Below are 25,607 nucleotides of genomic sequence, written 5' to 3'. Positions count from 1 at the left end.
TTCGGCTCGCCGGCCGGTTGCCGAGGCCATGCAGCGATCAGGCCGGCCCGCGCCGCCTCGTCAACGTATCCCGCCGATGAAGCGCCAGAGCGCATCGTCGAGCGAATGAGGCACGTTGAAGCGAAACCACGCGCTCGCCGCGTCGTCGGGGCGGAAGTACGAGCCGGGCGCGAGCCAGATGCCGTCGCGCAGCGCGGCCGTCGCGACGGCGCCCGCGCGCGTCGGCTCGACGGGTAGCCGCGCCCATACGAATAGACCCGCGCGCGGCCGCTGAAAGATGTCGAGCCCGAGCGCGTCGAGCCGCTCCTCGACGATCGTATGCGCGGCCTTCAGCCGTTCGTTCACGCGCTCGACGTGCCGCGCGTAGCGCCCCTCCAGCAGCACCTTGTCGACGATGCGCTCGATCGTCTCCGACGAAGTCAGCCCGACCGCCATCTTCGTGCGCGCGAGTTCGCGCAGCACGTCGCGCTCCGCGACCACGTAGCCGCAGCGCAACGACGGCGTGACCGTCTTCGAGAAACCGCCGACGTACAGCACGCGCTGCAGCCCTTCGAGCGCGGCGAAGAGCGGCGCGCCGGGCGGCGCGAGCTCGCGGCTCACGTCGTCCTCGATCACCCACATCGGCTGGCGGGCCACGATCTGCAGCAGCCGGAACGCGTTCGCCATCCCGAAGGTCGAGCCCGTCGGATTCTGCAGCGTCGTATTCACGAAGACCGCTTTCGGACGATGCTCGGCCGCCTGGCGCTCGAGCACGTCGAGGTCGAGGCCGGCCGGCGTGCGCGGCACGCCCACGACGTTCAGCCCGGCAAGCTTCAGGATCTGGAGCAGATTGCAGTAGCCGGGGTCCTCGACGAGCACGGTATCGCCCGCGCGCAACAGCGTGCGCACGATCAGGTCGAGCCCCTGGGTCGCGCCCTGCGTGAGCAGCACGTTCGATACCTCGACCGGCAAGCCGTGGCGGTCGAGTTGCGCCGCGACGCGCTCGCGCAGCGGCGCGAAGCCGTAGGGATGGCCGTAGTCGCCGAGCCGCGCAGCCGGCACGCGGCCCATCGAGCGCAACGCGTGATGAAGCCCGACCTCGTTGATCCATTCGCCGGGCAGCCAGCCGCAGCCGGCCTTGATCGGCACCGAATGGTCGACGTAGACGTCCGAGAGCAGCCACGTGGCGGTCAGCGCGGGCGGCTGCCAGCGGGCAGGAAGCGCGTCGTTCGCCGCGCGGGCGGTCTGTGCCGGCGCCACGCGATAGCCCGAACCGCGCCGCGCAACCACGAGCCCCATCGAGACGAGCCGGTTGTACGCCTCGCCCACCGTGTAGGTGGAGAGCGCGTGACGCCGCGCGAGTTCGCGCACCGAGGGCAGCAGCGCGCCGGCGCGCAGCGACTGCGTCGCGATAGCCCGCGAGAATGCCTGCACGAGCTGCTCGACGAGCGTCGGCGCGGTACGGCGGTCGCGTTGCAGTTCGAGATCAATCATGCCGGAAGGAAGGAAAAACGGGGATGAAAGACGAATGGTGAACGATCGGCATCGGTCCGATCAATACAGTTGACGACAATCGGCCAGCACAGTTATCAGCGCAGTATAGAGACTGTCTATGCCGCGCTTCAAGCCCCGGCGCTAGAGTGACACTGTTCATTTCCAGGGAGCTCCCCATGACCTCGCACCCCGCCATCGACGATCTCTCGTCCTTCTGGATGCCGTTCACGGCCAACCGCCAGTTCAAGGCCGCGCCGCGCCTGCTCGAATCGGCCAAAGGCATGTACTACCGCTCGACCGACGGCCGCGAGGTGCTCGACGGCTGCGCGGGCCTGTGGTGCGTGAACGCGGGCCACTGCCGCGACGAGATCGTGGCCGCCGTCCAGGCCCAGGCCGCGCGCATGGACTTCGCGCCGACGTTCCAGATGGGCCATCCGCTCGCCTTCGAGGCCGCGACGAAGGTAGCCGGACTGATGCCGGCCGGGCTCGACCGCATCTTCTTCACGAACTCCGGCTCCGAATCGGTCGATACCGCGCTGAAGATCGCGCTCGCGTATCACCGCGCGCGCGGCGAAGGCCAGCGCACGCGCTTCGTCGGGCGCGAGCGCGGTTATCACGGCGTGGGCTTCGGCGGCATTTCGGTGGGCGGCATCGCACCGAACCGCAAGACGTTCTCGGGCGCGCTGCTGCCGGCCGTCGATCACCTGCCCCACACGCATGACCTCGAGCACAACGCGTTCTCGAAGGGTCAGCCCGCCTGGGGCGCGCACCTCGCCGACGAGCTCGAGCGCATCGTCACGCTGCACGACGCCTCGACCATCGCCGCCGTGATCGTCGAGCCGATGGCCGGGTCGACCGGCGTGCTGATTCCGCCGCAAGGCTATCTGCAGCGGCTGCGCGAGCTCTGCACGAAGCACGGCATCCTGCTGATCTTCGACGAGGTCATCACGGGTTTCGGCCGCCTCGGCAAGGCGACCGCGAGCGAATACTTCGGCGTGACGCCCGACCTCCTGACGCTGGCCAAGGCCATCAACAACGCGGCCGTGCCGATGGGCGCCGTGGCCGCGAGCCGCGCGATCCACGACACGATCGTCGGCAGCGGCGCGCCGGGCGGCATCGAGCTGTTCCACGGCTACACCTACTCGGCGCACGCGCTCGCGGCGGCAGCGGCCGTCGCGACGCTGGACCTCTATCGCCGCGAGGACCTGTTCGCCCGGGCCCACAGCCTCGCGCCGACGTTCGAGGCCGCCGCACACGCGCTGCGCGACGCGAAGCACGTGAAGGACATTCGCAACCTCGGCCTCGTCGCGGGCATCGAACTCGAGCCGCGCGAAGGCGCGCCCAGCGCGCGCGCCTACGAGGCGTTCGTACGGTGCTTCGAGGCCGGCGTGCTGATCCGCTATACCGGCGACATTCTCGCGTTCTCGCCGCCGCTCATCATCAGCGAGGCGCAGATCGGGCAGCTCTTCGACACCGTGCGCGCCGTGCTCGCGACCCTGGCGTAGCGGGAGCCAGGAATAGAGGCCGCCGGGCGCGACGGCGCGGCACATCCCGGCGTTGCGCCCGAAATACGCGGAACCGACCAACGGCGTATCGTGGGGAAGACTGGAGTCAGTCATATCGCCGGCCGCGCCGGCGTGTCGTGGAGAAACGCCGATGAAAGCACCGATCCGCACGGGAACGCATATCGACGGCATCCACTGGGTCGCCGAATATCGGCCGCAGCGCCGGGACATCCGCGTGTTCAGCGATGGCCGCGAGGTGGACGTCTACGACGCGCCGCGCTCGCTGTTCGGCGACGAGGCCGAAGCCGGCTCGCCGAGCGAAGCCGACAACCGCGCGCGGGAAGCGGCGCTGCTCGCGAGCCTGCGCCGCTACGTCGCCGAGCGCAATCCGGAGGAATAGCGCCCGCGCAGACGACGAGAAAAATCAGGCGGCGCGCCGGTCCTGCGTCGCGTCGATCAACGGTACGCCCGCGAGCTTGTGCAGCGTTTCGAAATCGATGTCCGAGCAGATTTCCCGCACGGCGAGCCCGCCGGACATCACGTCGAACACCGCGAGGTCGGTATAGACGCGGTTCACGCAACGCACCCCCGTCACCGGATACGAGCATTCGGCGACGAGCTTGCTTTCGCCCTGCTTCGTCAGCAGTTCCATCATCACGAAGACCTGCTTCGCGCCGATCGCGAGATCCATCGCGCCGCCCACGGCCGGGATCGCGTCGGGCGCGCCGGTGTGCCAGTTCGCGAGGTCGCCGTGCACGGACACCTGGAACGCGCCGAGCACGCAGTAGTCGAGATGACCGCCGCGCATCATCGCGAACGAATCGGCGTGATGGAAATACGCGCCGCCCGGCAACAGCGTCACGTGCTGCTTGCCGGCGTTGATCAGTTCGTCATCCTCTTCGCCCGCCGCGGGCGCCGGCCCCATGCCGAGCACGCCGTTCTCGCTGTGCAGGAAGATTTCCCTGTTCGGGTCGAGATGATTCGCGACCAGCGTCGGCACGCCGATGCCGAGGTTCACGTAAGCACCTTCGGGAATGTCCCCGGCGACGCGCTTCGCCATTTCATCGCGGTTCAACCGTTTCATTGCGTGTCTCCGTTCTCAGGCCGCGCGGCGGGCGGATGGCCGCGCCGGGGCGTCGTGCGCCGCCTGCGGCACTTCGACGATCCGCTGCACGAAGATGCCGGGCGTCACGATCGTTTCCGGATCGAGCGAGCCGAGCGGCACCACCTCCGAGACCTGCGCGATCGCCACTTTCGCGGCGCTCGCCATGATCGGCCCGAAGTTGCGCGCGGTCTTGCGGTAGACGAGATTGCCCCAGCGGTCGCCGCGGTAAGCCTTGACGAGCGCGAAATCGGCCGCGAGCGGCGTCTCGAACACATAGTGCCGGCCGTCGATGAGCCGCGTCTCCTTGCCTTCGGCGAGCTTCGTGCCGTAACCGGTCGGCGTGAAGAAGCCGCCGATGCCGGCGCCCGCCGCGCGAATGCGCTCCGCGAGGTTGCCCTGCGGTACGAGCTCGAGCTCGATTTCGCCGGAGCGATAGAGCGAATCGAACACCCAGGAGTCGCTCTGGCGCGGAAACGAGCAGATGATCTTGCGCACCCGCTTCGCCTTGAGCAGCGCCGCGAGACCCGTTTCGCCGTTGCCCGCGTTGTTGTTCACGATCGTCAGGTCGCGCGCGCCCTGCCCGATGAGCGCGTCGATCAGTTCGGCGGGCATGCCCGCCGTGCCGAAGCCGCCGATCATCACGGTCGCGCCGTCGTGAACGTCGGCCACGGCCGACTGCAGCGACTCGAAAATCTTGTTGATCATGCCGATTCCTGAAGCTGGAATGACGAACGGCGCAGGACCGCGCTGGCGGTACGGCGACGGGGGAAGTCGCACGGCCGTTTTTTTCGTCTTTCCTGTGTCTGCCTGATTTTCTGGTTGACTTTCTCTCACCCCAATCCCGCTTCAACCGTTCGCCAAAAGAACATCTATTCGATTAACGAACGATTTGCATTATCCGGGCCGGGCTGACTCGCTGTCAAGACAGCGGGGCCGGCCGCACGTCGGCTTACAGCCGTCGGCAGCACACACATCGGCATGCCCGCATCGTGCGGCACATCCGGCCTGGCAGCGCGCCATCGAGGGCCGAACCCCGCTCCGGCGGCGGCCGGCAAAACATGGAACAATGCGGACTGGCTGCGGGCCAGCTACCGGCCCGACGCCCCCGACAGGAGTGCATGCATGACCGATCAGAAAGCGGAAAGCCGTAACCGGAAACAGAAGGCGAACAAGACGAAGCAACCGGCCGGCGCGAATCGTCCGACGCGCGAAGAAGCGGAAGCAGCCGTGCGCGTATTGCTGCGCTGGGCCGGGGACGACCCGGCGCGCGAAGGCCTGATCGACACGCCCGCGCGCGTGGTGCGTTCCTATGAAGAGTTTTTCGCGGGCTACGAAGTGGACCCGCGCGAGATTCTGTCGCGCACGTTCTCCGAGGTGGACGGCTACGACGAAATGATCGTGCTGAAGGACATCCGCTTCGAGAGCTACTGCGAACACCACATGGTGCCGATCATCGGCCGCGCGCACGTCGCCTATCTGCCCGAACACCGCGTCGTCGGTATCTCGAAGCTCGCGCGGCTCGTGGACGCTTTCGCCAAGCGCCTGCAGATTCAGGAAAAGATGACCGCGCAGATCGCCGACACGCTCAACGAGGTGCTTCAACCCAAGGGGGTCGGCGTCATCCTCGAAGCGTCGCACCAGTGCATGTCGACGCGCGGCGTACACAAGGCCGGCGTCGCGATGGTGACCTCGCGCATGCTCGGCGCGTTCCGCAACGATCCGTCGACGCGCAGGGAATTTCTCGCGATCGTCGGCCATCCGGCGGCCATGGGCCTGTCCAACACCTGAACCGCAAGCCGGAGTGGAACGGCGCGGCCAGAAACGGCTGCGCCCCTTCGCTTCAGGCGTGCGGATCGGCCTCGCCGCGCTCGACCTCGCGCACCTTGCCCTGCCTCACGCTGCTGCCCGGCGGCACGCTGTGCGTGAGCCAGACGTTGCCGCCGATGACCGAACCCCGACCGATCGTCACGCGCCCGAGTATCGTCGCGCCGGCGTAGATCACCACGTCGTCCTCGACGATCGGATGGCGCGCATTGCCCTTGACGAGGCTGCCGTCCAGATCGGCGGCGAAACTTTTCGCGCCGAGCGTCACCGCCTGGTACAGCCGCACGCGCTCGCCGATGATCGCCGTCTCGCCGATCACGACGCCCGTGCCGTGGTCGATGAAGAAGCTGGAACCGATCTGCGCGCCGGGGTGGATGTCGATGCCCGTCGCCGAATGCGCGATCTCGTTGATGAGGCGCGCGAGGAGCGGCACGCCGAGCCTGTACAGCGCGTGAGCGAAGCGATGATGCGTCATCGCGAGAACGCCCGGATAGCAGAGCAGGATTTCGGTAATGTGCTGCGCGGCCGGATCGCCGGTGAACGCCGCCTGGATGTCGCTCGCGAGCATCGCGCGAATGTCCGGCAATTGCGCCGCGAATTCGCGCGCCATCGCGAAAGCCCGGGATTTCAGCGCCGCTTCCGTCGCTTCCGCGTTCTCGGGCCGAAACCGCAACGCGCGGCGAATCTGCTCGGCAAGCAGACGCAGCGTGCTTTCGAGCGTATGGCCGACATAGTAGTCGACGCTTTCGTCCGTCAAATCGGCCGCACCATAGTGCGTCGGGAAGAGCGCGGCGCGCAGTCCGGCAATGATGCTGGCGACCGCATCGCGCGACGGCAGCTCGCGAATGCCGAGCGGGTGACGGGTGCGGTGCAACTGCTCGCGCGATGCGCGCAGGTCGGCGACGATCTGTTCGAGGCCCCAGTTCGAGGGAGAGGAATTTGGCATGATGGCGCTGCAGCGACTGCGGGTCTGCACTGAGGAGTCAATCGACCCCAGAGATTACCGCGTTTTGCGCCGGCCCGCCGAAGGCCGCCTGGCCTAAAGCGCCGTCAGACGACGATGCTGCTCGCGTCGATCCAGCACACGGCCCACTCGCGCGCGTGGGCGATGGCGGCCGCTTCGTCGGCAAATCGCAAGTCAGCGGGGAAAAAGCGGTTGGCGACCAGTTCGCCGTCGCTGGAGCGCGAAATCACCACGTAGGGTTGCCAGGTTCCGTCTCCCGCAAGCGCCGGCGCACAATTGAGCAAGTAGCCGCGATGCGTGAATGCAGCGTCGAAGTGCATGTGTGTCATCCGCCCCTGACTGCCTCTTCCGTTCTGCCAGGCGCGTCAGGATCCGCGGTACAGCCGCATCCGGCCTTTTGTCCGGACCGTTGAGGGTCAGCGCGCCAACTCGTTGAAAGAGGATCATACTCCGAGGAAAAACGCCGATCCAGGCAAAAAACAAAATCACGATACGGCGTTCTTATGACGAACCGCTCCGCATTCGGGCGGGCGCGGCAAGCGCGGGAACGACGCTTGCGCCAAACCGGATGCCCGGATCTTCCCCGCACGGAGGAACCCATGACGAACCGCACCAGAAGCGTGCCCGCCTCGCCGCGGCCGCTGTCCCCCTACCCCCGCAGCACCGACCTCAACAACGACCGCACCCACGACAGCACGGTCGATACCGACGGCAAGAATCACGAGGCCGCGCGACTCGCCGGCCTGGGGCCGATCGGCCCCGACGAGATCACGACCAGCAACGCGTCGCTCGACGACAACGTGCCCGAGGCCAGCGACGGACTCGCCGGCTTCGACAGCCGGCCGACGGGCCATCGCCTGCGGCTCGCCCTCGATCCGGGCTACGAAGCCGTCGACCGGGGCATGGCCGAACCGCTGATGCCCTACGGTTTCGACTGGCAATTCGTCGACCCGCGCGCGGCCGGCGAGCGCCATAGCCCCGGACGCATTCATTACGCGCTGAATCACCTGCGGCCGACGCGCATTATCGAGTTCAAGCCGTCGAAACGCTGACGACGGAAACGGCCGGGACCGCCTGTCCGCCCGCCCCGGCCACCCATCTGGGTCGAATCGATCCGGTCGTTTCCGGATTTTTTGCAAACGTGATCCGAATAAACCAATAATGTCAACAGGGGATTTTGCGTCGAACCCGAATACCGGAATTATCGGCACGGCCGATTTTATGCCGGCGCCGCCAGACGGGCAAAAATGAAATGATTTTCAATCAAATGGCGAAACAATCGTTGCGGAAACCCGTAATTCCGCACCGTTGCTTGAGTCTCGCGCAACATTTGAATCAACATACCAATAATCCGGATAGAATTTGGTGATAAATTACCCGGCATAGAAAAGCAGCCCCGTCCCGGTTTCACCCGCGATTCGACCTGCCGCCCTCTGGGGGAGTATTGACGTGCCATTACATTTCATAGAGCAGATGTCGCCCGTCCTCGATGCCCCCGAAGAGGCAACGTGGTTCGGCGCCATCGAACGGCTCGCCGATTCGTGGGGGTTCAGTCAGGTTCTGCTCGGCATTCTGCCGCGCCCGGGGCTACGTTTCGAAGACGCGTTCATCCGTACCAACTATGCGTCGTCGTGGCGGCAAACCTACGACCGGCAGGGTCTCGTCTACATCGACCCGATCGTCTCGCATTGCGCGACTCACGCCTCGCCCCTCATCTGGTCGCCCGAAATTTTCTCGACCCGGCCGCAGCAGTCGATGTACGAAGAAGCGTGCGCGCACGGCCTGCGCGCGGGCGTGACCCTGCCGATTCACGGCCCGAGGCAGGAGGCCGGCATGCTGTGCTTCGTCAACGACACGAACCCGACGGACAAGTTCTGGAACGACGTGAACCGCGCCCTGCCGAATCTCGTCCTGCTGCGCGATCTTGTGATCGACACGAGTCAGCGCTACCTCAGTCGGCATGAGCAGACGCTCCTTCCGAAGCTCACGCCGCGCGAGCGCGAATGCCTCGAATGGACCGCGCGCGGCAAATCCACATGGGAAATTTCCCATATTCTGAGCTGCTCGGAAGCCGTGGTTAACTTTCACATGAAAAACATCCGGGCAAAATTCGGCGTCAATTCGCGGCGTGCGGCAGCCGTGATCGCGACTCAGCTCGGACTTATTGCCCCGGGGTAGCGAATACGCTCGCGTGAGGCCGGTGCAATACGCGTTCGGCCCGACCGAGATCGCCGTCCGAAATCGTCTTGTTGAAATACAGTCCGAGCAGAATGGAAACCGGCGCCGGAATATCCGCGCCTGATTCGAACCGGCTTCCCCTCGACTGCGTTACGCCAAAGCGTGCCCAGAAACGCCGCTGGCTTTCCTTTTTCTTTTTCCTGTACGCAATGATCTGGATCCGATCGACGATCGATGGCGTCTCCCCCGACGGACGGACGGATGCGCTCTCTGCCTGCCAGTAATTTCCCTGTAGTTCCATGATGTATTCCGCCTGTTATGCGTGTTGAGTGGCTGCCGCCCAGCCATTCTGCTGAACTGGACCCGGCTGCACACCTATCCAGTTGAATAGGTGTTTTTTCTATTCAGAATGCATAACTTTCGATGCGTATTGGCAAGCCCAATACGTTAATCGGGAGAACATCATGCAAGCTTCAATCCGGATTGGCTTAAGGCAGGAATTCGACAACGACGATATCAACGAGATGTACCGCCTGCGGGCACGGGTATTTCGCGACCGCATGGGCTGGGACGTGCCGACTATCGCTGGCATGGAAATCGACGGCTACGACGCGCTGGGCCCGCATTACATGCTCATTCAGGAAACCGGCGGCCAGGTGCGCGGCTGTTGGCGACTGATGCCGACGGAAGGTCCCAACATGCTGCGCGACACGTTCCCGCAATTGCTGCATGGCGACACGGCGCCCGCCGGGCACCATATCTGGGAGCTGAGCCGGTTCGCGATCGAAGCCGGCGGCGACCAGTCGTTCGGCTTCGCCGACGTGACGATGCACGCCATCCACGCGCTCGTGAGCTTCGCCGACCGCATGGGCATCACACGCTACGTCACCGTGACCACCACGCCGATAGAACGGCTCCTGCGCCGCACCGGCATCGAGCTCGGCCGGCTCGGCTCGCCGATCCGTATCGGCGTCGAAAACGCGGTCGCGCTCGAGATCGCCGTCAGCCCGCAAACGCGTACCGCCCTGTTCGGACCGATGGCCAACGCGGCCTGACCTGCCCCGTGCGCAGCACGGCACCCCGAACGCAGGCATGGCAGCCCCCTCGCCGCAGCCGTTCCGGCTGCCCCGGCCACCCGTCACCCGGCGCCGACGTCCGTCGCGCGGCCGGAGCGGGCGGAATCCTGCCTTACCCTTCCTGCCTCACTTGGCTGAAGCACTCTGGCCCGGCTTGCCGAAACGGATGTGCGAGATCCGGCGCACGAGCATCACGGCGATCAGCGCCGCGCAGCCGGTCAGGGCGATGCCGATATGGATCGATTGCACGAGTACGTGCCGGACGGCGTCGAGCAACGCCGGACCGTCGAGACCAGCCGCGCGCAACTGGGCCAGCAGCGAATCGCGCAGCGAGACGTCGATGAGCACCTGCGGGTCCGCCAGCCGCGGCTGCCAGCGCTCGGTGACGGCGGTACCCAGCACCCGGATCGCATCCTGGACCCCGTCCACGTAGCGCCGGTTGACGAGCGTCGCCACGATGCTGGTGCCGAGCATCCCCCCCACCATCCGCGTCGATTGCAGCAGCGCCGTCGTGATGCCGAAGCGCTCGCGGCCCGCAATCTCCTGACCGAACACGTTCAGGTTGTTCAGGATGAAGCCGAGGCCGATGCCCACTGCCGACATCGACAATTCGAGCCACAAGTGGGACGTGCCGATGTTCGAGAGCGCCAGCCCGACCGAGGCCGCGGCGAGGAGACCGAACCCGATCGTCAGCGTCAGGGTCGGCTTCGGCAGGCGCATGACGATGCGCGTGTTGATGAGGCTGCCGATCGCGATGCAGGCCGCGATCGGCGTCGCGAGCAGCCCAGCCTCCTGCGGCGACAGGCCGAAACCGCCCTGCAGCATCAGCGGAGCGAAGAAGATCAGCGAGAACATCACGAAGCCGGACAGCGTCGAGAGCAGGAACAGCGTCACGAGCTGCGGATCGCGAAAGAGGTCGAGCGGGATCATCGGGTGCGTGGCCCGGCGCTCGCATGCGAGCAGCGCCGCGACGAACAGCACGACGGCCGCGCCGAGCACGACGTTGCCGGTCGTCAGGCCGTCCTTCGGGACCGCCTCGATGAACATCTGGAAGCCGCCCAGCGCGAGCGCGACGAGCAGTGCGCCGGCCCAGTCGATCCGTATTTCGCCGGAACGCTCGCGCCGGTAGTCGGGCAGATGCGCCCAGATGAAATAAAACGCGAGCACGCCCACGGGCAGGTTGACGAAAAACGTCGAACGCCAGCCGAAATGCTGGCTCAGCCAGCCGCCGAGCGAGGGGCCGGCCGCCGTACCGATGCCGTAGGCGGCGGCCATCACCACCTGCCAGCGCACCCGCGCGTGCGGATCGGGAAAGAGATCGGGAATGGAGGCGAACGCCGTGCCGACCATCATGCCGCCCCCCACGCCCTGAAGCGCGCGGGCGACGGCGAGAAAGCGCATGTCGGTCGCGAGCCCGCACAGCAGGGACGCCACCGTGAACACGATCACCGAGGCGACGACGAAACGCTTGCGGCCGAAGTAGTCGCCGAGCCGGCCGAACACCGGCACGGTCACGATCGAAGCCAGCAGATAGGCGCTGGCGATCCACGCGTAGTACTGGAAGCCGTGCAGTTCGGCGACGATCGACGGCAAGGCGGTGCTGACGACGGTCTGGTCGAGCGCGACCAGCATGTTGACGAGACCGATGCCCAGCATGGCCAGCAAGGCGTTGCGAAAAGGCAGGGCGGCGGGAGTCGGATTCACGGACGAAAACGCGGCAACTCGCGAAAAAGACGCCACGATAGCCTTATGGCGCGGTATGCGCAAGATTGTGCGCTGCGACGTGCCTTCCGGGCTGGCCGCCCGGCCGCTCGCCTTTTCCGCCGCTTCTTTCCGCTTTCTCGCCGGCTCGCGCGGCCGGATTCGCTCCGTCGGACGCAGGCTCCAGCCAAAAACGGGCAGTAAAAACCCGCACCTGCGCCGGCGCATCCGATTTGCCCCTTGACTTCGCGCCCCGCCGAATTCATCTTTCAGACACAGTCGGCGCAATGCTCCCGACCGATCCGTTCGGGATACACAGCAATATCGTCCGGCCGCCCGGACCGGGAGCCATGCCCACGCGCCGTCCATTACCCGAAGCGGAGGCCTGATATGTACAAGCGCATCTTCGTTGCCGTGGACGGCAGCGACACCTCGCGCCGCGCGTTCGACGCGGCGCTCGAACTGGCGAAGGCCATGGACGCGACGCTGCAGCCGTACTACGTCATCGAGAACACGCCCATGTATTTCGAAGCGCCGGGCTACGATCCGTCCATCCTGCGCAACCAGATGATCGCGCAGGGCAAGGAGCTCGCCGCCGAGATGAACCAGGTCATCCGCGAGCGCGGTCTTTCGGGCGAAATGGTCTCGGGCGAGGCGGCGTCGTTTGACGACGTGCCGACGCTCCTGCTGCACGCCGCCAGGGCGTTCAACGCCGATCTCATCGTGATGGGCACGCATGGCCGGCGCGGATTCCAGCGGCTGATTCTCGGCAGCGTCGCCGAGCGCTGCGTCCGCCAGTCGACGCGGCCGGTCCTGCTGATTCCGACGGCGGCCGGCACCCAGTCCGCCGAAACTTGACCTTCGTCGTGTGCCGTCGCAGTCCCAATCGGCGGGTGCCGCCACGCGGCGCCGGGCCTCGATGGCACGCACACCTCATCTCAAAAACGCGTCGTTTTGCCACCGATCAACTTTCGTGCTCCAGTGGGACAATGCTTTCAAACAGATCACAGGAGCAGGTCAATGTTAACTCCGAATATTGCCTCCCATTCCACAGTGCGTCGCGGCAGCCATCCGCCTGTGGCCAGTCAGCGCAGCGCGGCACGATGCTCCAGTTGTGCGATGCGTCATCTGTGCATGCCGCAGGGCCTCACGCACGAAGACATGCCCAAGCTCGAAGCGTTGATCTGCACGGCGCGAAGCATTCGGCGCGGGGAGGCGCTGTATCGGGTCGGCGATCCGCTCGACAATCTGTATGCGGTCCGCTCCGGCTCCCTGAAAACCGTCATGATTCATCGCGACGGGCGCGAACAGGTCACGGGCCTGCGGCTCGCCGGCGAGCCGATAGGATTCGACGGTCTCAGCGACAACGTCCACACCTGCACGGCCGTCGCGCTTGAGGACAGTTCGGTCTGCATCGTGCCCTACACGGCGCTCAAGCACATGTGCCGCGAGACCGGCGCCATGCTGGACCGCCTGCACCGGCTGATGGGCGAGCAGCTCCTGCGCGAATCGTCCCAGATGATGGTGCTCGGCTCGCTGTCCGCGGACGAGCGCGTCGCGGCCTTCCTGATCGACGTATCGGAACGCAACGGCCAGCGCGGCTACTCGCATGCCGAATTCAACCTCCGCATGACGCGCGAAGACATGGGCAGCTATCTCGGCATGACACTCGAAACGGTCAGCCGCACCCTGTCAAGATTTCAAAAGCGTGGCCTGATCGGGGCACAGGGCAAGCTGATCCGCATCATCGACCTCGAGGGCCTGCAGCACTTGTAAACAGGCAGATCACCCCGGCGACGGCTGCTTGACGCCGTTCCGCCGGGGTCTCGCCGGGGCGGCACCCCCGCATCCGGACCATCGCTCTTCTGCGTTGGCACATCTCCTGCATGGGCGTAGCGCCTCTTCATCGCCCCGCAGGGAGAACCGACGCATGAGCCTTTCCCCTCTGCCCGCTCTCGTCGGGCGTCTGCACGACGCGCGTGCCGTCAGCGACGCCCTGTTCGATCTCGTCCGCCCCGATTTTCTCTACGAGCGTCCGATTCGCGAACGTCATCGGATCGTCTTCTACGTCGGTCACCTCGAAGCGTTCGACCGCAATCTGCTCGACCGACGGTTGCTCGAACTGCCGTCGCCCGACGAACGGCTCGATACGCTGTTCGCGTTCGGCATCGATCCGGTGGACGGCGCGCTGCCCGCCGACGTCCCGTCCGACTGGCCCGCGCTCGCCCGCGTACGCGAATACGCCCGGCATACGCGCGAGCAGATCGACGGACAACTCGCCTCGCTCGAGCCGCCGGCCGGCGGGAAAAAAGCCGATAGCGCATCGCAGTTGCTGAACGTCGCGATCGAACATCGCCTCATGCACGCCGAAACGCTCGCCTACATGCTGCATCAGCTTCCGATCGAGCAGAAACGGGCGCCAGCCGACGCGACGATCGCGGATCGCGCAGATCATCGCGTCGATGCGTCGATGGTCGCCGTGCCCGCCGGCAAGACCACGCTCGGCATGACGGAAAACGCCGGCGACTTCGGTTGGGACAACGAATTCGGCGAACAGTCCATCGACGTGCCAGCCTTCGAGATCGATCGCTACATGGTCAGCAACGAGGCCTACCTGGACTTCGTCGAAGCGGGAGGCTATCGCAATCCATCGCTCTGGAACGAAGAGGACTGGGCATGGCGCACGACGGCGAGCATCGAGCATCCGGCGGGCTGGTCGCGCCATCGCGGCGACTGGCGGCTGCGCACGCTGTTCGCCGACATCGCGCTGCCGGCGGCCTGGCCCGTCTACGTCAGCCACGCCGAAGCCAGCGCCTACGCGCGCTGGCGCGGCATGCGACTGCCGACCGAGGCCCAGTGGCAGCGAGCGGCCCAAGGCGCCCGCCCTTCGTCGACGGACAACTTCGATTTCCGGCGCTGGACGCCGACCGCCGTCGATACAGCCTCGGAAAGCGTCAGCGACTGGGGCGTCGAAGGCCTGCACGGCAACGGCTGGGAATGGACTTCGACGCTGTTCGGCCCGCTCCCCGGCTTCGCGCCGTTCCCGTTCTATCCCGGTTATTCGGCCAATTTCTTCGATGGCCGGCACTACGTGCTCAAGGGCGGGTCTCCCAGAACGGCCGCGTGCATGCTGCGCCCGACGTTTCGCAACTGGTTCCAGCCGAGATATCAGCACGTCTATGCCGGATTCCGGTGCGTCCGGAGCTGACCGGCTTCGCACGTTTGAGCGGCGCGTGTCCGTCGGAAACGCTCGCTTCCCGCGTACCGCCGGCCGATTCCGGCGGCGGGCGGATTCGCCCTGGCCTCCCCCGCCCCGCGCCACGTCACGCAAAAAGCCGGGGCCTGGCACTGCTTGCTAAGATAGCCGCGTATTTCCCGCCGTTGTGATCTCGGCCCCTGCGCGCAGAGACATCCGGACAGCAGGCCGCAATAGGCAGAGCGCAGGTCGAACCGGCTTCGCGTTATCGCAGGGAGGCGATATGGAGCAGCACGGCGAGTTCGCGAAGAACCTCGCTCTTCACTCGTTCCAGACGCTCTACGGCGTGCTCGATGCCCTGCCCATTGCCGTGTCGTGGGCGACGCTGCCCGGTGCCGTCATCCAGTTCACGAACCGCGCGTTCGGCGCGTTGTTCGGCTATCCGCCGGGCTACTTCCAGAATGTCGACCAGTTCATCGACGTCACCTACATCCACGAAAAGCACCGCGCGCTGGCCCGCGAGGTCTGGAAGCACTTCGCCTCCGAACAAAGCACGGGCGTGACGGAGATTCCCAACATCGAGCTCGAAATCCGCCGGTTCGACGGCGGGGTTCGCACGCTCCAGCATTGCGGCGCCATCGTTCACGACACGAAGGTGGCGATCGGCGTCTTTCAGGACATCTCCGAGCAGAAGCGGTTCAACGAGATGCTGACGGGGTTCGCGCTCCACGACCCGCTCACCGGACTGGCGAACCGCCGCAGTCTGCAGGAGCGGTGGCAGCGCGAAATCGCCGGGGGCGGACCGCGCGGCCGCATCGCCTTCCTGATGATCGACCTCGACGGCTTCAAGCAGATCAACGACACCTACGGGCACGATGCCGGAGATGTCGTCCTGCGCACCGTCGCGCAGCGCCTCAAGGCGACGGTGCGCGAAACGGACCTCGCGTGCCGGCTCGGCGGCGACGAATTCGGCGTCCTGATGCCCGGCCCCGCCGACTTCCGCGAAATCGAAGCGACCTGCGACCGGATCGTCGAACGGCTACGCGAGCCGATGGCCGTCGACGGCATGGCGATCCGCGTGGGCGCCAGCATAGGCGGTTGTCTCTACCCCGACCAGGCGTCGGACATACGCGAACTGCTGCTGAAGTCGGACCGCACGCTCTACGAGGTCAAGCGGTCGGGCAAGGGCCGCTGGGGCTGGTGCGCCCCGGACCTGCCGAGGTCGGACACGTCCCCGACGACGGCGTGACCTGCCCCCCGCCGCGACGCGCGCCGTCACCGGGTCGCGACGCGCCTAGAACGCGGTCCAGTCCTCCTGCCCGGCCAACGCTTCCTGCGCCGCGGGGAGCGGAGCCGGCTGGCGCGCGGCGGCGGTAGCCGGAGGCGCCGCCGGCTTGACCGCCGGAGCGCGCGGCGGCTGTGCCGGCCGCACCGGCGTTAGGCTCGCCTTGCGCGCAGCCGGAACCGCCGGTGCCGGCTTTGCGGCTCCGTTCGACGTCGCGGCCTGGCCGGTCGGCTCGGCACGCGTGCCGAGCTTGAACACGCCGACCACCTGCTCGAGCGTGCCGGCCTGCTCCTGCAGGGACTTCGACGCGGCCGCCGCCTCCTCGACGAGCGCCGCATTCTGCTGCGTGGCCGAATCGATCAGGCCGACGGCCTGGTTGATCTGGTTGATGCCGTCGTGCTGCTCGCGGCTCGCCTGCGCGATCTCGTTGACGATCTGGCTCATGCGTCCGGCGTTGACCACCATTTCCTGTATCGCCGAATCCGCCTTTTCCACCGTGGTTCGCCCTTCCTCGATCTGATTGACCGAATCGTCGATCAGCCCCTTGATCTCCTTCGCGGCGGTCGCGCTTTTTTGCGCGAGGCTGCGCACCTCGCCGGCCACGACGGCGAAGCCGCGGCCCTGTTCGCCGGCCCGCGCCGCTTCCACGGCGGCATTGAGCGCGAGGATGTTGGTCTGGAAGGCGATCGATTCGATCACGCCGATGATCTCGGACATCTTCTCGGACGAGCGGCTGATTCCCTGCATCTGCCGCGTGGCCGTGTGCATCAATTCGCTGTTGCCCTGCAGGATCGTGGCCGCCTCCGTCACGAGCTGGCTCGCGACATGGCTGTTTTCCGCCGTGCTGCTGATCGTCGAGGCGAGCTGCTCGATCGTGGCCGCCGTCTGCTCCAGCGACGCCGCCTGCTGCTCCGTCCGCGACGACAGGTCCAGGTTGCCCGCCGCGATCTGCCTCGAGGCCGAGGCGATCAGGCCCGTGCCGCCGTGCACCCGGCCGACGATGTCGACGAGGCTGTCGTTCATGTTCTTCAGCGCGTGCAGGAGCCGCCCGGTTTCGTTCTCGCCCTGCTGCGCGTCGATGCGGCTCGTCAAGTCGCCGGCGGCCACGGTATCCGCGATCGACAGCGCCCGGTTGAGCGGCCCGGTGATCGAACGGCCGATGACGGACGAAATCGCCAGTACGATGGCGGCCAGCACGACGGCGGCGAGACCGAAGTCCAGCGCGCGGCGCAGGATGTCCGACTGGACGGTATCGACGTAGACGCCCGACCCGATGACCCAGCCCCACGGCGCGAAGCGGCGCACATAGGAAATTTTAGGCTGGGGTTGGCTGCCGCCGAGCCGCGGCCATACGTAGGAAACGATGCCGGAGTCGTGTTGCCGGGCCGTCTCGGCCATCGCCTGAAACACGTGCAGACCGTTGGCGTCGGTTGCATCGTTCAAATCCTTGCCCGCCAGCCCCGCGTCCTCCGGGTCCATGATGCCGTGCGCGTTTTCGTCGATGAGGAAGAAGTAGTTGTCGCCGTCGTAGCGCAGCGTGCCGATCGCCGCGATCGCCTGCTGTTTCGCGTCCGCTTCGGAAAGCGTCCCGTCCTGAACCTTTTTGCCGTAGTACTGGAGCACGCCGAACGCCGAATCGACGGCCTGCGTGACGCCCCGTTCGCGCTCGTGCATGAGCAACGTGCGCTCCGATACCAAAAAGACGGCCGTCAACACCATGATGCCGAACATCGAAACCAGTGCCAGCAGCCAGAGCTTCTTACCTATTGCAAGCGACTCGAGAAACTTCATCCTGGAATACCTTTGGAAATAAGTGATTCAGGGCATACCGGTTTCCCGAGCGGCGCGACCCGTTTCCACAACGCCCGCTGTATCCCTGCATCCAGGTTTACGGCAAGATAGGTAGAAACCCTTAGATCATTTTCCTACATGGATTCTCAATAGTTATTACAGCGGCTGATACTTGCATTCGCGGAATCGAGGCAACTCATCGTTTTTATTGGTGAATCCAATAGATTTACTCAATTGTCGATTGCCACCCAACGCCCATAGACTTCGCCCGTACCGTCGGCGCAACGACTAAACGGGATGTTCCTGGGATTGCTGATAGTCGACCCGGCGGCCGGACAACGGACAAGCCCTGCCCTGCGGCGCGAGACCTGCCGCAGGCAATCCGGGGCGCCAATGGGGAAATCATGAACGCCTTATGCCGTCCACAGCGGCTCGGCCTTGCGCGCAGGCGCAAACGTTTCCCCTCCGATCCCGACACCGGCCCGCCAGTGCGCCGCAAGTACTGCACGGTGAATTGACGAAGTCCCGCTCAACAGGATCGCCCTCGATATGAAACTGTCCTTTGTCCAGAAGCTGTGGTTGCCCCTCATCCTGAGTCTGGTCTGCCTTGCCGGCCTGTCTGTCTACGACGCCTATCACGCCCGCGACATACGGCTCGAAGAACGCAAGGCCGACCTGCAGCATGCAGGCGAAATCGCGCTGACCGTCGTGAAGACCTTCGCCGCGCAAGCCGACGCCGGCACGATTCCCGTCGCGGAGGCCCAGCGCCGCGCGATGGAAGCCGTCAGCAACATCCGCTACGGCTCGGAAGGCTATTTCACGCTCCTCAATTCGAACGTCGTGCTGATGCAGCCGAACAACCCGGCGATGGTCGGCAAGGACGTCAATAGCTTCAAGGATCCGAACGGCGTCTACTATTTCCGCCAGTCGGTCGCGCTCATCAAGGCGCACGGGCACGGCTTCCGCACGTTCGCGTTCCCGCGCCCGGGCGAGACCGTGCCCGCGCCGAAGCTCGCCTTCGACATCGGCTATCAGCCGTGGGACTGGATTCTCACGACCGGCGTCTATATCGACGACATCGACGCCGCCTTCCGCGCAACGCTCTATCAGAACCTGGGCATTCTCGTCGTGCTCGGTATCGTGCTGTCTGGGATCGTGGTGCTCCTGAACCGCGGCGTGATCCGCTCGCTCGGCGGCGAGCCGACCTACGCGTCGTCGATTGCGCAGCGCATCGCCGCCAACGATTTCACCACGACCGTCGACGTCGACCGCAACGACCAGTCGAGCCTGCTCGCATCGATGAAGCGCATGCAGGAACAGCTCACGCAGGTCATCGCGGGCATCAAGACCTCGGCCGATTCGATCGCGACCGCGTCGGGCGAAATCAGCGCCGGCAACACGGACCTCTCGCAGCGCACCGAGGAACAGGCGGCCTCGCTCGAGGAAACCGCCTCGAGCATGGAAGAACTCACCGCGACGGTCCGCCAGAACGCCGACAACGCGAAGCAGGCGACGACGCTCGCGACCGCGGCTTCGGGCGTCGCCCGTCAGGGCGGCGACGTGATCGGCCGCGTGGTCGAGACGATGCAGGGCATCTCGGAGAGCTCGACGAAGGTCGCGAACATCATCACCGTGATCGAGTCGATCGCGTTCCAGACCAACATCCTCGCGCTGAACGCGGCCGTCGAGGCGGCTCGCGCCGGCGAGCAGGGCCGCGGCTTCGCGGTCGTCGCAACCGAAGTCCGCGCACTCGCGCAGCGCAGCGCGAGCGCCGCGAAGGAAATCAAGGAATTGATCGGCGACTCGGTCGGCCGGGTCGAAACCGGCTCGAAGCTCGTCGACGAGGCGGGCACGACGATCGACGAAATCGTGCGTTCGGTTGCGCGCGTGACGGACATCATGAACGAGATCGCCGCGGCGTCCCTCGAACAGAGCACGGGCATCGAGCAGGTCAATCAGGCCATCAGCCAGATGGACCGCGTCACCCAGCAAAACGCGGCGCTCGTCGAGCAGACGACGGCCGCCGCCCTCTCGATGTCCGCGCAGGCCCAGCAGTTGCGCGAAGCGGTGGCGGTATTCCACGTCGCCGAGACGGGCGGTGCGCACCGACTGCCGACGACGACCGGACATACCCGGTCCGCGAAATCGCCGGGCGCCGAGCGCCGCGCGATCATGGCCGGCGTCTGATTCTTCAAGTCTGCCCGACGTCTGCGCGACGCCGTCGGGCTCGCGATGCGATAAAAATGCCCGGCATCCTGCACAGGATGCCGGGCATTTTCAATGGACTATTTCCATTCCGCCGCGCCGGCCGCGGGCGGATTGCGCCCGCTTCAGGCCGCGCGGCGCTTCGCGTCCGAAATGCCCTCGCCCGCATCGGCGGGCAGCGCCGCGAACATCGGCCACGACGCCAGCACGACGACCGCCATCACGAAAAACGCGCACGAAAAATCGAAGTGCGAAGCGTGCGTGCGACCGCTCAGCAGCATCGTCAACTGCAGCGAGCCGGCGGCGATCGCCACGCCCACCGCCTTCGTCAACTGCTGTGCGGTCCCCTGGAACGACGTGGCCGCCGACAGCTTCTCCTGCGGCACGTCGGCGAACGCGAGCGCGCCCATCGACGCGAAGCAGAGCGAACGGCTCAGCCCACCGACCAGCAGCAGCGCGAAGATCGCCGTATCCGACCATGACGGCGAAATCATCGCGCACACGGCCAGCATCGCCGCGAACGAAATGCTGCCGCCGATCAGCACGGTGCGCACCGACAGCCAGCGCAGCGCGAAGCGCGTCATGGGCCGCATGCAGAACGTGCCGAGCGCGCTCGCAAGCGAAATCAGACCGCTCTTCGACGCGCTGAACCCGAAGCCGACCTGCAACGTGATCGGAATGAGAAACGGCATCGCCCCGGCGCCCGAGCGGAAGAAGCTGCCCGCGATCGTGGCCGCGTGGAACGTGGGAATTTTCAGCAGCGGAAACTCGATGGCGGGATGCTCGATGCGGCGGCAATGACGCACCGTGAGCCAGAACAGCGCCAGACCGGCCGCGATGCCGACGAGCGGCACTTCCGGCGGCAGCACGCCGCGCCCGAGCGTTTCGACGCCGACCATCAGCGCGGTCAGCGCGAGACCGATCATCACCATGCCGGACAGATCTGGCGCGCGCGGGCGCTCGGCGTCCGACGGGCCGAGGAACCGTGCGCAAAGCAGCATGCCCGCCACGCCGACCGGCACGTTGATCCAGAAGACACTGCGCCAGGACAGCGCGTCGGTCAAAAAACCGCCGAGCGGCGGACCGAGCAGCGGGCCGGCCAGCGCCGGCATGGTGAGCCACGTGGTGGCGGACAGCAGTTCCTCGCGCCGCACGCGGCGAAACAGGATCAGGCGGCCGACCGGCACCATCATCGCGCCGCCGAGGCCCTGCAGGATGCGCGCGGCGATCAGGCCCGACAGCCCGTGCGATAGCGCGCACAGCACCGACGCCACCGTGAACGTCGCGATGGCCGACATGAATACGCGCTTCGCGCCGAAGCGGTCCGCAATCCAGCCGCTCACGGGAATGAACACGGTCAGCGCGACGAGGTAAGACGTGATCGCGCTGCTCAGATGGACCGGGTTGACGTGCAGATCGCGCGCCATCGAGGGCAGCGCGGTCGCCACCGCTGTTCCGTCGATGTTCTGCATGAACAGCGCGCTGGCGACGACGGCCGCCGTAATGCGAAAGTTGTTGTTGCTCTTCACGGGAACGGTCGGAATCAGTCGGAAACGGTATGGCCGGCCATTATATAGACAGGGGCCGCGCCGCCGGAGCGCCGGACAGGGCACCGGATTCGCCGGCTCCCTCGCCAACGCACCCGCCGGCGCACCGCCCGTCCCGGCGGGATCGATCGCCAGAAACACGCCGAAAACGACAATGCTCCCGCCGGCCGATGCGAATCGTCTAACACTCATTCCATACAAAAACCTTTCATTCCTATTGAATGTTTCCAGGGATTAGTACGGGTTGCGCCGGATATACAACGCATGTTTAATGCCGTGCGTACACTCGCCGCAGCAGGTTCGGGGCATGGCGGTATGCGGGCGCACCACACGGCCTATTCCGTGAAAGGAAAAGGCGCAGGAATTACAGGAGAAGAATTGAAATGAGTTGGACGCGAGACCAGAAAAACGTAACGATCGCCGCCTATCTGGGATGGACCCTGGATGCCTTCGATTTCTTTTTGACCGTTTTCGTTCTGAAAGACATCGCCACCGAATTCAACACGAAAATCCCCGCTGTCGCCCTCGCCATTACGCTCACGCTGGCCGCGCGCCCGCTCGGCGCCCTGATTTTCGGCCGCCTCGCCGACAAGTTCGGCCGCCGTCCCACGCTGATGGTCAACATCGCGTGCTATGCCGTGCTTGAGCTGCTTTCCGGCTTCTCGCCGAACCTGACGACCTTCATCGTCCTGCGCACGCTCTTCGGCATCGCGATGGGCGGCGAATGGGGCGTGGGTGCCGCGCTGACCATGGAAACCGTGCCGCCGAGCTCGCGCGGCATCATTTCGGGCGTGCTGCAGGCCGGCTACCCGAGCGGCTATCTGATCGCCTCGATCGTGTTCGGCGTGCTGTACCAGTACATCGGCTGGCGCGGCATGTTCTTCATCGGCGTGCTGCCCGCGCTGCTCGTGCTCTACGTGCGCCGCAACGTGCCGGAATCGCCGGCCTGGAAGGCCATGGAAAATCGCCAGCGCCCGGGCCTGCTCGTGACGCTCAAGCACAATCTCAAGCTGTCGATCTACACGATCGTGCTGATGACGGCGTTCAACTTCTTCTCGCACGGCAGCCAGGATCTGTATCCGACGTTCCTGCGCGAGCAGCATCACTTCGACCCGCATACGGTCTCGCTGATCACGATCACGCTGAACGTCGGCGCGATCGTCGGCGGCCTGTTCTTCGGCCGCGTGTCGGAGAAAATCGGCCGCCGCTGGGCGATCTTCATCGCCGCGCTGATCGCGCTGCCGGTGCTGCCGCTCTGGGCGTTCTCGCACGGCGCGGTGGCGCTCGCGGCCGGCGCGTTCCTGATGCAGATCGCCGTGCAGGGTGCCTGGGGCGTGATTCCGGTCCACCTGAACGAAATCTCGCCCGACGAGATTCGCGCCACGTTCCCCGGCCTCGTCTACCAGCTCGGCAACCTGCTCGCCTCGGTCAACGCCACGCTGCAGGCCTCGCTCGCCGCCAGCCACGGCAACGACTACGCCATGGCGATGGCCATCGTGGCCGGCACCGTCGCGGTCGTGATCGCCGTGCTGATCCTGTTCAGCCGCGAACGGCGCGGCATCGACCTGACCCAGTCGGCCAAACAAGCCGGCGCCGCCTGACGACGGACGCCCCGACGGCGCGAGCTTCGGGGCTTCTCTTGCCGCAGGCCGCAAGGCCGTGCCGTTTTCCCGACGGCACGGCTTTTTGCTTTTTATGCCGCGCGGTACCCTCCCGGGTGCGCGGCCCCCTTGTCCTTCCCCGCCTCGTCATAGCATCATGCGCGCGAGGCCCGTTATTCCATTCACGCTGTCGCTTCGTTCAGGAAACGATCGATGACCCTGTCCGCCCCGCCGCATGCCGCGCTCTCCGGGACGCCCGGCATTCCGCCCGCGACGCCGGACGCGACTCGCCTGCCGCCCGAAACCGACGGCATCTGGTACGCCTCTTATCCCCCCGACGTCGAACCCGAAATCGACCCCGATCGCCCCGCGTCGATCGTCCATTTTTTCGACGACTGCACCGCGCGCTTTCGCGACCGCGTCGCCTACGTGAGCCTCGGCGTCTCGATGACCTACGGCGAGCTGGCCCGCAAGGCGGCCGCGTTCGCGGCCTGGCTGCAGGGCGTGGGCGTGCGTCCGGGCGAGCGGGTCGCGATCATGCTGCCCAACACGCTCCAGTACCCGGTCGCGCTGTTCGGTGTGCTGAAAGCGGGCGCGATCGTCGTGAACACGAATCCGCTCTATACCGCGCGCGAACTCGGCCATCAGTTGAAGGACAGCGGCGCGCAGACCATCGTCGTGTTCGAGAATTTCGCGAAAACGCTCGAAGACGCCCTGCCCGGCACGCAGATCCGGAACGTCGTCGTGACCGGTCTCGGCGATCTGCTCGGCAACGGCCCGAACCTGAAGGGCCGTCTGCTGAATTTCGTGGTCAGGCGCGTGAAGAAGATGGTGCCCGCCTACCATCTGCCGCAGGCCGTACGACTGCGCGACGCGCTCGCCTCCGGCGCCCGACGCGCGCTCGCCCCCGTGGAGGTCGGTCCGGACGACCTCGCCTGCCTGCAATACACGGGCGGCACGACGGGTATCGCCAAGGGCGCGATGCTCACGCACGGCAATCTCGTCGCGAATCTGCTGCAGGCGAAGGCGTGGACGGCGGGCAAGCTCGACACCGCCGGCGAGACCGTGCTCACGCCGCTGCCGCTGTACCACATCTACTCGCTGACCGTGAACGCGCTGATCTTCATGGCGCTCGGCGGCCGCAACGTCCTGATCGCCAACCCGCGCGACGTAAAGCGGATGATGCAGATGCTGCGCCGCGAGACGTTCAGTTGCATCACGGCGGTCAACACGCTCTACAACGCGCTGCTCGAGAACGACGCGTTCCGCGACCGCGATTTTTCGGGACTCAAGCTCGCGCTGGCAGGCGGCATGGCGACGCAAAAGAGCGTGGCCGAACGCTTCCATGCCCTGACCGGCAGGCCGATCGTCGAAGGCTACGGGCTCACCGAATGCTCGCCCATCGTCACGATGAATCCGGTCGATCCCGACCGGCTGCTCGAATTCGAAGGCTCGATCGGCCTGCCCGCCCCGTCCACCCAGGTGCGCTTGCGCCGAGACGACGGCGAGTGGGCGGGAATCGGCGAACCCGGCGAGCTCTGCGTGAAGGGCCCCCAGGTGATGAAGGGATACTGGAACCGCCCCGAAGAGACCGCCGGAGCGTTCGACGACGAGGGCTGGTTGCTGACCGGCGACATCGGCGTGATGGACGCGCGCGGTTTCATCCGGCTCATCGACCGCAAAAAGGACATGATCCTGGTTTCGGGCTTCAACGTGTACCCGAACGAAATCGAGGATGTGCTCGCGCAGCACCCCGGCGTACGCGAAGTCGCCGCGATCGGCGTACCGGACGCGGTGCAGGGGGAGCGCGTGAAGGTATTCGTCGTGCGCCGCGACCCGGAGCTGACGGCGGAGCAGGTCGTCCAGTTCTGCCGCAAGCATCTGACCGGCTACAAGATACCGGCGGGCATCGAATTTCGGGACATTCTGCCGCAGACCAACATCGGCAAAATTCTGCGCCGCGAGCTGCGCGACGAGGAACTTCGCAAGGCCGGGTCGGCCTGAATCCTGACGGATCGCCTATCCGTGCCGCGCGCGCCGCGAAACCCGCGTATGCGGCTTGCGCCGAACCTCATCCGCGCGAAAACAGGGACGCATTTACAGGCGAGGATCGGCGACTACCGATCCTATGACAAACCGCTATAGTTCAACCATTA

General features: G+C 65.9%; 24 protein-coding genes. 14 read left to right on the top strand and 10 right to left on the bottom strand.

Annotated elements, in window-relative coordinates:
* Positions 1 to 60 precede the first annotated feature (60 nt).
* Positions 61 to 1,473, bottom strand: a complete 1,413-nt coding sequence (locus CY652_RS01950) for an aminotransferase-like domain-containing protein (RefSeq protein ID WP_102128972.1) — start codon at positions 1,471 to 1,473, stop codon at positions 61 to 63.
* A 176-nt stretch (positions 1,474 to 1,649) separates the two neighbouring features.
* Here CY652_RS01950 and CY652_RS01945 point away from each other — a divergent pair, with 176 nt between their 5' ends.
* Together CY652_RS01945 and CY652_RS01940 are read left to right on the top strand one after the other, a co-directional pair.
* Positions 1,650 to 2,978: an aspartate aminotransferase family protein gene (locus CY652_RS01945; protein ID WP_102128971.1), complete on the top strand. Its 1,329-nt coding sequence runs from the start codon at positions 1,650 to 1,652 to the stop codon at positions 2,976 to 2,978.
* Positions 2,979 to 3,129: 151 nt separating this feature from the next.
* Complete coding sequence (locus CY652_RS01940) at positions 3,130 to 3,378, top strand: hypothetical protein (protein ID WP_102128970.1); 249 nt, start codon at positions 3,130 to 3,132, stop codon at positions 3,376 to 3,378.
* Between the two features lie 24 nt (positions 3,379 to 3,402).
* Here CY652_RS01940 and CY652_RS01935 read toward each other — a convergent pair whose 3' ends face one another.
* On the bottom strand, positions 3,403 to 4,062 hold the full coding sequence (locus CY652_RS01935; protein ID WP_102128969.1) for a 3-oxoacid CoA-transferase subunit B: 660 nt from the start codon (positions 4,060 to 4,062) through the stop codon (positions 3,403 to 3,405).
* A gap of 15 nt (positions 4,063 to 4,077) precedes the next feature.
* A complete protein-coding gene (locus tag CY652_RS01930) occupies positions 4,078 to 4,788 on the bottom strand; it encodes a 3-oxoacid CoA-transferase subunit A (protein ID WP_102128968.1) in 711 nt (236 codons plus the stop codon).
* A gap of 417 nt (positions 4,789 to 5,205) precedes the next feature.
* Between CY652_RS01930 and folE the strand changes: the two genes are divergently transcribed.
* A complete protein-coding gene (gene folE, locus CY652_RS01925; protein WP_258002150.1) occupies positions 5,206 to 5,871 on the top strand; it encodes a GTP cyclohydrolase I FolE in 666 nt (221 codons plus the stop codon).
* A gap of 52 nt (positions 5,872 to 5,923) precedes the next feature.
* Here the strand turns inward: folE and epsC are convergent, their stop codons facing one another.
* Positions 5,924 to 6,853: a serine O-acetyltransferase EpsC gene (gene epsC / locus CY652_RS01920; RefSeq protein ID WP_102128967.1), complete on the bottom strand. Its 930-nt coding sequence runs from the start codon at positions 6,851 to 6,853 to the stop codon at positions 5,924 to 5,926.
* Positions 6,854 to 6,957: 104 nt separating this feature from the next.
* Complete coding sequence (locus CY652_RS01915; RefSeq protein WP_102128966.1) at positions 6,958 to 7,191, bottom strand: hypothetical protein; 234 nt, start codon at positions 7,189 to 7,191, stop codon at positions 6,958 to 6,960.
* Between the two features lie 279 nt (positions 7,192 to 7,470).
* Here CY652_RS01915 and CY652_RS01910 point away from each other — a divergent pair, with 279 nt between their 5' ends.
* On the top strand, positions 7,471 to 7,923 hold the full coding sequence (locus CY652_RS01910) for a DUF3005 domain-containing protein (protein WP_102128965.1): 453 nt from the start codon (positions 7,471 to 7,473) through the stop codon (positions 7,921 to 7,923).
* A gap of 167 nt (positions 7,924 to 8,090) precedes the next feature.
* Here the strand turns inward: CY652_RS01910 and CY652_RS24720 are convergent, their stop codons facing one another.
* The gene (locus CY652_RS24720; protein WP_258002149.1) at positions 8,091 to 8,213 is read right to left on the bottom strand and encodes a hypothetical protein; all 123 of its coding nucleotides are present in this window, start codon (positions 8,211 to 8,213) and stop codon (positions 8,091 to 8,093) included.
* Between the two features lie 131 nt (positions 8,214 to 8,344).
* On the opposite strand from CY652_RS24720, the gene CY652_RS01905 reads away from it, so the two are divergent.
* Positions 8,345 to 9,049 carry a helix-turn-helix transcriptional regulator gene (locus CY652_RS01905; protein WP_102128964.1) on the top strand — a complete coding sequence of 235 codons (705 nt, stop codon included), beginning with the start codon at positions 8,345 to 8,347 and terminating at the stop codon, positions 9,047 to 9,049.
* On the opposite strand, the gene CY652_RS01900 is transcribed toward CY652_RS01905, so the two are convergent.
* Positions 9,033 to 9,350, bottom strand: a complete 318-nt coding sequence (locus CY652_RS01900; protein WP_102128963.1) for a helix-turn-helix transcriptional regulator — start codon at positions 9,348 to 9,350, stop codon at positions 9,033 to 9,035. The two genes, CY652_RS01905 and CY652_RS01900, sit on opposite strands and share 17 nt — an antisense overlap.
* Positions 9,351 to 9,513: 163 nt before the next feature.
* Between CY652_RS01900 and CY652_RS01895 the strand changes: the two genes are divergently transcribed.
* Positions 9,514 to 10,104, top strand: coding sequence for an acyl-homoserine-lactone synthase (locus CY652_RS01895; RefSeq protein ID WP_102128962.1), 591 nt, complete (start codon positions 9,514 to 9,516; stop codon positions 10,102 to 10,104).
* A gap of 147 nt (positions 10,105 to 10,251) precedes the next feature.
* Here the strand turns inward: CY652_RS01895 and CY652_RS01890 are convergent, their stop codons facing one another.
* Positions 10,252 to 11,781, bottom strand: a complete 1,530-nt coding sequence (locus CY652_RS01890) for an MFS transporter (RefSeq protein WP_102128961.1) — start codon at positions 11,779 to 11,781, stop codon at positions 10,252 to 10,254.
* Here CY652_RS01890 and CY652_RS23740 point away from each other — a divergent pair.
* The 5 genes from CY652_RS23740 (at position 11,780) to CY652_RS01870 (ending at position 16,271) form a co-directional block, all read left to right on the top strand.
* On the top strand, positions 11,780 to 12,070 hold the full coding sequence (locus tag CY652_RS23740; protein ID WP_146010001.1) for a hypothetical protein: 291 nt from the start codon (positions 11,780 to 11,782) through the stop codon (positions 12,068 to 12,070). The two genes, CY652_RS01890 and CY652_RS23740, sit on opposite strands and share 2 nt — an antisense overlap.
* A gap of 146 nt (positions 12,071 to 12,216) precedes the next feature.
* A complete protein-coding gene (locus CY652_RS01885; RefSeq protein WP_102128960.1) occupies positions 12,217 to 12,684 on the top strand; it encodes a universal stress protein in 468 nt (155 codons plus the stop codon).
* Positions 12,685 to 12,846: 162 nt separating this feature from the next.
* A complete protein-coding gene (locus tag CY652_RS01880; protein ID WP_102128959.1) occupies positions 12,847 to 13,602 on the top strand; it encodes a helix-turn-helix domain-containing protein in 756 nt (251 codons plus the stop codon).
* Between the two features lie 154 nt (positions 13,603 to 13,756).
* The gene (locus CY652_RS01875; protein ID WP_102128958.1) at positions 13,757 to 15,034 is read left to right on the top strand and encodes an SUMF1/EgtB/PvdO family nonheme iron enzyme; all 1,278 of its coding nucleotides are present in this window, start codon (positions 13,757 to 13,759) and stop codon (positions 15,032 to 15,034) included.
* Positions 15,035 to 15,305: 271 nt separating this feature from the next.
* Positions 15,306 to 16,271, top strand: coding sequence for a diguanylate cyclase domain-containing protein (locus CY652_RS01870; RefSeq protein WP_102128957.1), 966 nt, complete (start codon positions 15,306 to 15,308; stop codon positions 16,269 to 16,271).
* 45 nt (positions 16,272 to 16,316) lie between these two features.
* Here the strand turns inward: CY652_RS01870 and CY652_RS01865 are convergent, their stop codons facing one another.
* On the bottom strand, positions 16,317 to 18,098 hold the full coding sequence (locus CY652_RS01865) for a methyl-accepting chemotaxis protein (RefSeq protein WP_102128956.1): 1,782 nt from the start codon (positions 18,096 to 18,098) through the stop codon (positions 16,317 to 16,319).
* A 549-nt stretch (positions 18,099 to 18,647) separates the two neighbouring features.
* Between CY652_RS01865 and CY652_RS01860 the strand changes: the two genes are divergently transcribed.
* The gene (locus tag CY652_RS01860; RefSeq protein ID WP_102128955.1) at positions 18,648 to 20,285 is read left to right on the top strand and encodes a methyl-accepting chemotaxis protein; all 1,638 of its coding nucleotides are present in this window, start codon (positions 18,648 to 18,650) and stop codon (positions 20,283 to 20,285) included.
* A gap of 143 nt (positions 20,286 to 20,428) precedes the next feature.
* Here CY652_RS01860 and CY652_RS01855 read toward each other — a convergent pair whose 3' ends face one another.
* Entirely contained in the window at positions 20,429 to 21,832 is a 1,404-nt protein-coding gene (locus CY652_RS01855; RefSeq protein ID WP_258002148.1) for an MFS transporter, read from the bottom strand.
* Positions 21,833 to 22,227: 395 nt separating this feature from the next.
* Here CY652_RS01855 and CY652_RS01850 point away from each other — a divergent pair, with 395 nt between their 5' ends.
* Together CY652_RS01850 and CY652_RS01845 are read left to right on the top strand one after the other, a co-directional pair.
* A complete protein-coding gene (locus CY652_RS01850) occupies positions 22,228 to 23,451 on the top strand; it encodes an MFS transporter (RefSeq protein ID WP_180970368.1) in 1,224 nt (407 codons plus the stop codon).
* A gap of 213 nt (positions 23,452 to 23,664) precedes the next feature.
* Positions 23,665 to 25,455 carry an AMP-binding protein gene (locus CY652_RS01845; protein WP_102128953.1) on the top strand — a complete coding sequence of 597 codons (1,791 nt, stop codon included), beginning with the start codon at positions 23,665 to 23,667 and terminating at the stop codon, positions 25,453 to 25,455.
* Positions 25,456 to 25,607: the final 152 nt, after the last annotated feature.

Origin of the sequence: Burkholderia sp. WAC0059 (genome assembly GCF_002870125.1) — a bacterium.
Taxonomy (GTDB): Bacteria; Pseudomonadota; Gammaproteobacteria; order Burkholderiales; family Burkholderiaceae; genus Paraburkholderia.
The sequence above is the reverse complement of the archived record's forward strand: the minus strand, read 5'-3'. Positions and strand labels throughout refer to the sequence as shown.